Genomic DNA, 438 nt, shown 5'->3' with positions numbered 1-438 from the left:
TGCTGGGTCACCTGGTCCATCTGGTTGACGGCGGTGTTGACCTCCGACAAGCCGACCGACTGTTCGCGGGCGGACGTGGCAATGGCGTCCATGTGCTGGTTGATGGTGACGATATAGCTCTCGATCGTCTTCAGGGCCTCGCCGGTGTCGCTGACCAGCTTCACGCCGTTGCCGACCTCGACGGAGGAGTTGCGGATCAGGTCCTTGATCTCCTTGGCCGCCGTGGCCGAGCGCTGTGCGAGTTCGCGCACCTCCTGGGCGACGACCGCAAAGCCCTTGCCGGCTTCCCCGGCACGCGCCGCCTCGACACCGGCGTTCAGTGCCAGCAGGTTGGTCTGGAAAGCGATGTCGTCGATCACGCCGATGATGTTGGAGATCTGGTTCGACGACTGCTCGATCTTGCCCATGGCATCGACGGCATTGGCGACGACGGCACCC

Annotated in this window: 1 protein-coding gene; it reads right to left on the bottom strand. The window is 64.2% G+C overall.

Going from position 1 to position 438, the window contains the following annotated elements; genetic code table 11:
* Positions 1-438, bottom strand: a 438-nt coding sequence (locus RTCK_RS08035; RefSeq protein ID WP_235988647.1) for a methyl-accepting chemotaxis protein, incomplete at both ends; no start/stop codon positions are given.

This window comes from Pseudorhizobium endolithicum (assembly GCF_902153245.2).
Lineage (GTDB): Bacteria > Pseudomonadota > Alphaproteobacteria > Rhizobiales > Rhizobiaceae > Neorhizobium > Neorhizobium endolithicum.
The sequence above is the reverse complement of the archived record's forward strand: the minus strand, read 5'-3'. Positions and strand labels throughout refer to the sequence as shown.